We start from the raw sequence: 7,127 nt of genomic DNA, 5'->3' as shown, positions 1-7,127 counted from the left end.
TTCCAAATGTGAAGTACCCTGTGCCCCTTGTTCACAGGTCCCTCGCCCCATGTTCTTCCTGATTGCCTACATCAGCAGCGTCGTGCTGATCAACTTCGCCTTTTCTACCGCTCCGCACCTGGATGTGATCTGGTCTGCCTGGGGCGGTCTGGTATTTGTCCTGCGGGACATGGTGCAAACCCGTTTCGGCCATGGCGCGATCATCGCCATGCTGGCGGCGCTGGTGCTGTCCTATATCACCTCCGATCCGTCCATCGCCCTGGCCAGCGCCACGGCGTTCGCGGTGTCCGAATGCATTGACTGGCTGGTGTTCAGCATCACCAAGCGCCCACTCCACGACCGCCTGTGGATAAGTTCGGCGCTGAGTATCCCCCTCGATACCTTCATCTTTTTCGGCCTGATCGGCGCCTTGACGCCCGCGGTCGCCGGCACTGCCCTGGTGTCGAAATTCGCCGGCGTTACCGTGGTGTGGCTGGCCATGGCCTGGCGTTTGCGCCGGCAGCGCGTCTCCAACTGAAGCCAATCCTTACAGTTCATGTAAAATGCCGGCCTTTCTCCCCACGATCCGCTCCCCTGAGGACCTGAGATGACCCGAATCGGAACTCCATTGTCGCCAACCGCGACCCGCGTAATGCTGTGTGGCTGCGGTGAGCTGGGCAAGGAAGTGGTAATCGAACTGCAACGCCTGGGCGTTGAAGTGATTGCCGTGGATCGCTACGCCAACGCGCCGGCCATGCAGGTTGCCCACCGCAGCCACGTGATCAACATGCTCGACGGTGCCGCGCTGCGTGCCGTGATCGAAGCCGAAAAGCCGCACTTCATCGTGCCGGAAATCGAAGCGATCGCCACCGCCACCCTCGTGGAGCTGGAAGCCGAAGGCTTCACCGTGATCCCGACCGCCCGCGCGACGTTGCTGACCATGAACCGCGAAGGCATCCGTCGCCTGGCCGCCGAAGAGCTGGACCTGCCGACCTCGCCGTACCACTTCGCCGACACCTTCGAGGACTACAGCAAGGCCGTCACCGACCTGGGCTTCCCGTGTGTGGTCAAGCCGGTGATGAGTTCGTCGGGCAAGGGCCAGAGCCTGCTGCGCAGCGCCGATGACGTGCAGAAGGCCTGGGATTACGCCCAGGAAGGCGGGCGTGCCGGCAAGGGCCGCGTGATCATCGAAGGCTTTATCGACTTCGACTACGAAATCACCTTGCTGACCGTGCGCCACATTGGCGGCACTACCTTCTGTGCGCCTGTCGGTCACCGTCAGGAGAAGGGCGACTATCAGGAATCCTGGCAGCCACAGGCCATGAGCCCGATTGCACTGGCAGAGTCCGAGCGCGTTGCCAAGGCGGTAACCGAAGCGTTGGGTGGTCGTGGTCTGTTTGGCGTCGAGCTGTTTATCAAAGGCGATCAGGTGTGGTTCAGCGAAGTGTCGCCGCGCCCCCATGACACTGGCCTGGTGACCCTGATTTCCCAGGACTTGTCGCAGTTCGCCCTGCATGCGCGGGCAATTCTCGGCCTGCCGATCCCGTTGATCCGTCAGTTCGGGCCTTCGGCTTCGGCAGTGATCCTGGTGGAAGGCAAGTCGACCCAGACGGCGTTTTCCAACCTGGGTGCAGCCTTGAGCGAGCCGGATACGGCGTTGCGTCTGTTCGGCAAGCCGGAAGTGAATGGCCAGCGCCGTATGGGCGTGGCACTGGCGCGGGATGAGTCGATTGAGGCAGCGCGGGCTAAAGCCACTCGTGCTTCGAAGGCTGTTGTTGTAGAGCTGTAACCGAGTCGCGCCCATCGCGAGCAAGCCCGCTCCCACATTTGAATGTATTCGCAAATCAAAATGTGGGAGGGGGCTTGCTCCCGAAGGCGGTTTATCAGGCGACCTTGTTCAAATCGTTATTGCGCGTCTCTTTCAGGCACAACACAGCAATCAAGCTGATCACCGCTGCCGCCGACACATACCCGCCGACATAACTCAAACCGCCCATCGCCACCAGCTTGGTCGCGAAGAACGGTGCCGCCGACGCACCCACGATCCCACCCAGGTTATACGCCGCCGAAGCACCGGTATAACGCACGCGGGTCGGGAACAGTTCCGGCAACATCGCGCCCATCGGGGCAAACGTCACGCCCATCAGGAACAGCTCCAGCGCCAGGAACAGTGCCACGGCCCAGGTTGAACCGTGGGTCAGCAACGGCTCCATGGTGAAGCCGGAAAGGATGGTCAGGATCGCACCGACAATCAGCACCGGCTTACGCCCGTAACGGTCGCTGGCCCACGCCGCCAGCGGCGTCGCCGCGCCCATGAACAGCACCGCGAAGCACAACAGCCCGAGGAAGGTTTCACGGCTGTAACCCAGCGTAGACACGCCGTAGCTCAGGGAAAACGCGGTGGTGATATAGAACAGCGCATAACACACCACCATCGAGGCTGCACCCAGCAGTACTGGCAGCCAATGCTGGCTGAACAGTTCCACCAGCGGCACCTTCACCGGCGCTTCCTTGGCCACGGCGTTCGCGAATACTGGCGTTTCGTGCAGTTTGAGCCGCGCGTACAGGCCCACCATCACCAGCGCTGCGCTGAGGATGAACGGAATGCGCCAGCCCCAGCTGCGGAACTGTTCGTCGCTCAGGCTCATGGCCAGGATCAGGAACAGCCCGTTGGCCGCCAGAAAGCCAATCGACGGGCCCAACTGCGGGAACATGCCGAACCAGGCGCGTTTGCCCTTCGGGGCGTTCTCGGTGGCCAGCAACGCCGCGCCGCCCCATTCGCCGCCAAGCCCGAGGCCCTGGCCGAAGCGCAGTACGCAGAGCAGGATCGGTGCCCAGGCCCCGATGCTGTCATAACCGGGCAGCAAGCCGATCAGCGTGGTGCACACGCCCATCAGCAGCAGGGAAGCCACCAGTGTCGACTTGCGGCCAATCCGGTCACCAAAGTGGCCGAACAGCGCCGAGCCCAGTGGTCGCGCGATAAACGCGATACCGAAGGTCAGGAACGAGGCGAGCATCTGCGCCGTGCCGGAGGTTTGCGGGAAGAACACCGGGCCGATCACCAGCGCGGCGGCAGTTGCGTAGATATAGAAGTCGTAGAACTCGATGGCGGTGCCGATGATGCTCGCGGTGGCGACCCGGGCCGTCGAGTTGGTCGGGGCGGCGGTCGCCGTCTCGTTATAGGTGGTGCTCATTGAGGTATCCCTGACGGTCATTGCGCGTTTGGACGCGGATTATTATTGGTCGAACACCCATGGATCAGGGTTGTGCGCGGGGCGGCTCGGGATGGGAGCAAACACCGGTCAGACACGGTAAAACGCTGCCTGGACGCGCTCAGTGCGGGTAGCACGCGGTCGGGCGGGGCTTGGGTAAGCCGCCCGATTATAGGAAGGGGTTTGCGGATCCAACAAGGGGCTTAAGCGGCAACCGGCACCGTGCTGGTGTGCCAGATCAACACCTTGGCGACGCGGTTGTCCTCGGTCTCGAGGATTTCCAGGCGATAGCGGCCGATTTTCAGGCACACGGCGCAATCCGGAATGGTCTCCAGTGCTTCGGTCACCAGGCCGTTGAGGGTCTTGGGGCCGTCGCTGGGCAGGTGCCAGCCGAGGGTTTTGTTCAAGTCACGGATCGAGGCGGCGCCGTCGATCACGTAGCGGCCATCCAGTTGGGGCTGGATGTGCGGGTTGTCGAGGTGCTGCTCGTTTTCGAACTCACCGACGATTTCTTCAAGAATGTCTTCCAGGGTCACAATGCCCAGCACTTCGCCGTATTCATCAACCACCATGCCGAGGCGGCGCTGTTGCTTGTGGAAGTTCAGCAATTGCAGTTGCAACGGCGTGCTTTCCGGGACGAAGTAGGGCTCGTGACAGGCCTCCAGCAGGGCTTCCTTGGTCAGGCTGGCGTCCGGCAGCAGGTGGCGGATCTGCCGCGTGTTGAGCACCGCCTCGACCTGGTTGATGTCGCTGTGGAACACCGGCAGCCGGGTTCGGGTGGAAACCCGCAGTTGCTCGATGATTTCCTCTACCGGGTCATCCAGGTTGATGCCGTCCACTTCGCTGCGGGGCACCAGGATGTCGTTGACGGTGATGTTGTCCAGGGCGTGGATGCCCGGCATGCCCGGCGCGCGGGTGTTGGGGATTTCGGCTTCCGGCTCGTCGTCCTGGTCCGGCTGCGGCTCGTCGCTCTTCTTGACCAGCCCGGGCTTGCGGGTGAACGGGCGCAGTAGCAACAGGCTGACACCGTTGAGCAGCCAGGCCAGCGGATAAAGGATTTTCAGCGGCACGCTCAGCAAGGTATTGCCGAAGCCAAGGATGGTTTGCGGGTGGCGAGTGGCCAGGGCACGCGGCAGATAGTCGGCCAGCACCAGCAGCACTGCGCTGGAGATCACCCAGCCGAGCCACGGGCCGTTTTGCGCCCAGGCGTAGATCGCCAGCAGGGTGCAGAGAATCACCACCACGGCGCGGCACAGGGTGTTGCAGAGGATCAGGCTGTTGCGCGGGAAGTTCAGGCGGGCGGCGGCTTTGTCACCCTGGCGGGTGCCGGGGCGCAGGGCCAGCAAATGTTGCTGGGCGGCTTCGATGGCGGTAAACAGCGCCGACCATAAAACCAGCAAGGCTACTACCGCAAGCATCGGCCCCAAGGGCAAGTTGTCCATGTCGGCTGCCCGTCAGATATGCAGGATGTATTCGCGAACCAGCTTGCTGCCGAAATAGGCCAGCATCAGCAGGCAGAAACCGGCCAGGGTCCAGCGGATCGCCTTGTGCCCGCGCCAGCCGAGACGGTTGCGGCCCCACAGCAGCACGCTGAACACCACCCAGGCCAGGCAGGCCAGCAGGGTTTTATGCACAAGGTGCTGGGCAAACAGGTTCTCGACGAACAGCCAGCCGGAGATCAGCGACAGCGACAGCAGCGTCCAGCCGGCCCAGAGGAAGCCGAACAGCAGGCTTTCCATGGTTTGCAGCGGCGGGAAGTTCTTGATCAGCCCCGACGGGTGCTTGTGCTTGAGCTGGTGGTCTTGCAACAGCAGCAGCAAGGCCTGGAACACCGCGATGGTGAACATGCCGTAGGCGAGGATCGACAGCAGGATGTGGGCGAGGATGCCCGGCTCTTCATCAATGACCTGCACGGTGCCGGTCGGTGTGAATTGCGCCAGCAGCACCGTCAGCATCCCGAGCGGGAACAACAGCACCAGCAGGTTCTCCACCGGGATCCGGTAGCAGGCCATCAGGGTCAGCGCGATCACCGCGGCGGCAATCAGGCTGGCAGCGCTGAAGAAATCCAGGCCCAGGCCGACCGGCGTCATCAAGTGCGTGAACAGGCTGGCGGCGTGAGCCAGCAGGGCGAGGACGCCAAGGCCTACCAGCAGGCGTTTGTCGGCCTTGGCGCCTTGGGCCAGACGAGTGCCCTGATAGAGGGTCGCAGCGGCATACAAGATGGCGGCGGCGAGGCTGGGTAGCAAACTGGGTGACAAAGGGAGCATAAATCCTGTTAAGCAGGCCCGAAAGGCGCTGAGTTTGGCATACACCTGCGTAACACGAAAGACTCTCAGGCCAGACAGCGGGTGTGCATGGCGACAGTCTTCGCTATAATCCGCGACCTGCCCACGCCGCAGGCTCGCCGAGCGCTGTTTTTAATAGCGATTTACCACAGCCTGGGCCGCCATTACCTCGGTCTAACAATGCATTTCGATGAATAGGGCCTGAAAGGATCGCGCATGTTTGAAAATCTGACTGACCGTCTCTCGCAGACGCTGCGCCATGTCACCGGCAAGGCCAAGCTGACCGAGGACAATATTAAAGACACCCTGCGTGAAGTGCGCATGGCGTTGCTGGAAGCCGACGTCGCCTTGCCGGTGGTGAAGGACTTCGTCAACTCGGTCAAAGAGCGCGCTGTCGGCACCGAAGTGTCCCGCAGCCTGACGCCGGGCCAGGCCTTTGTGAAGATCGTCCAGGCCGAACTCGAAAGCCTGATGGGCGCGGCCAACGAAGATTTGAACCTCAGCGCCGTGCCGCCAGCCGTTGTGCTGATGGCCGGTCTGCAAGGTGCGGGCAAGACCACCACCACCGGCAAACTGGCGCGCTTCCTTAAAGAGCGCAAGAAAAAGTCGGTGATGGTGGTGTCTGCCGACGTTTACCGTCCGGCGGCTATTAAACAGCTGGAAATGCTTGCGGGCGAAGTGGGCGTGACCTTCTTCCCGTCCGACCTGAGCCAGAAGCCGGTCGATATCGCCCAGGCGGCTATTAAAGAAGCCAAGCTGAAATTCATCGACGTGGTCATCGTCGATACCGCCGGTCGCCTGCACATCGACGAAGAGATGATGGGCGAGATCAAGGCGCTGCATGCCGCGATCAACCCGGTAGAAACCCTGTTCGTGGTCGACGCCATGACCGGCCAGGATGCGGCCAATACCGCCAAGGCCTTTGGTGATGCGCTGCCGCTGACCGGTGTGATCCTGACCAAGGTCGACGGCGATGCCCGTGGCGGTGCCGCCTTGTCGGTACGCGCCATTACCGGCAAGCCGATCAAGTTCATCGGTATGGGCGAGAAGAGCGAAGCGCTCGAGCCGTTCCACCCTGAGCGGATCGCCTCGCGTATCCTCGGCATGGGCGACGTGCTCAGCCTGATCGAGCAAGCGGAAGCGACCCTCGACAAGGACAAGGCCGACAAGCTGGCTAAAAAGCTGAAGAAGGGCAAGGGCTTCGACCTCGAAGACTTCCGCGACCAGCTGCAACAGATGAAGAACATGGGCGGCCTCGGCGGCCTGATGGACAAGCTGCCGAACATCGGCGGCGTGAACCTGGCGCAAATGGGCAATGCCCAGGGCGCGGCAGAGAAGCAATTCAAGCAGATGGAAGCCATCATCAATTCCATGACCCCGGCCGAGCGCCGCGACCCTGAGCTGATCAGCGGTTCGCGCAAACGTCGGATCGCCATGGGTTCCGGCACCCAGGTGCAGGACATCGGTCGCTTGATCAAGCAGCACAAGCAGATGCAGAAGATGATGAAGAAATTCTCCGCAAAAGGCGGGATGGCCAAGATGATGCGCGGCATGGGCGGTATGTTGCCCGGCGGCGGCATGCCGAAAATGTAAAGAATTCGAGCAGAAGTTCGCTTCTGCTCCGACCCGCAGGGATGCGGGATCTCCAGCA

6 protein-coding genes are annotated in these 7,127 nt (G+C 62.1%); 3 read left to right on the top strand and 3 right to left on the bottom strand.

What is annotated here, in order from left to right:
• Window positions 1-49 precede the first annotated feature (49 nt).
• Entirely contained in the window at window positions 50-517 is a 468-nt protein-coding gene (locus tag ACW9I6_RS15005; RefSeq protein ID WP_457339494.1) for a preQ0 transporter, read from the top strand.
• 69 nt (window positions 518-586) lie between these two features.
• A complete protein-coding gene (purT, locus tag ACW9I6_RS15000) occupies window positions 587-1,768 on the top strand; it encodes a formate-dependent phosphoribosylglycinamide formyltransferase (RefSeq protein ID WP_023659130.1) in 1,182 nt (393 codons plus the stop codon).
• A 94-nt stretch (window positions 1,769-1,862) separates the two neighbouring features.
• Here the strand turns inward: purT and ACW9I6_RS14995 are convergent, their stop codons facing one another.
• The 3 genes from ACW9I6_RS14995 to ACW9I6_RS14985 form a co-directional block, all read right to left on the bottom strand.
• Window positions 1,863-3,173, bottom strand: coding sequence for an MFS transporter (locus tag ACW9I6_RS14995; protein ID WP_003209595.1), 1,311 nt, complete (start codon window positions 3,171-3,173; stop codon window positions 1,863-1,865).
• Between the two features lie 221 nt (window positions 3,174-3,394).
• Entirely contained in the window at window positions 3,395-4,633 is a 1,239-nt protein-coding gene (locus tag ACW9I6_RS14990; RefSeq protein ID WP_008438241.1) for a transporter associated domain-containing protein, read from the bottom strand.
• Between the two features lie 12 nt (window positions 4,634-4,645).
• The gene (locus ACW9I6_RS14985) at window positions 4,646-5,458 is read right to left on the bottom strand and encodes a cytochrome C assembly family protein (protein ID WP_010176828.1); all 813 of its coding nucleotides are present in this window, start codon (window positions 5,456-5,458) and stop codon (window positions 4,646-4,648) included.
• A 234-nt stretch (window positions 5,459-5,692) separates the two neighbouring features.
• Between ACW9I6_RS14985 and ffh the strand changes: the two genes are divergently transcribed.
• Window positions 5,693-7,069, top strand: a complete 1,377-nt coding sequence (ffh, locus tag ACW9I6_RS14980) for a signal recognition particle protein (RefSeq protein WP_457339493.1) — start codon at window positions 5,693-5,695, stop codon at window positions 7,067-7,069.
• Window positions 7,070-7,127 lie beyond the last annotated feature (58 nt).

Source organism: Pseudomonas sp. SDO5522_S412 (assembly GCF_054071215.1).
The sequence above is the reverse complement of the archived record's forward strand: the minus strand, read 5'-3'. Positions and strand labels throughout refer to the sequence as shown.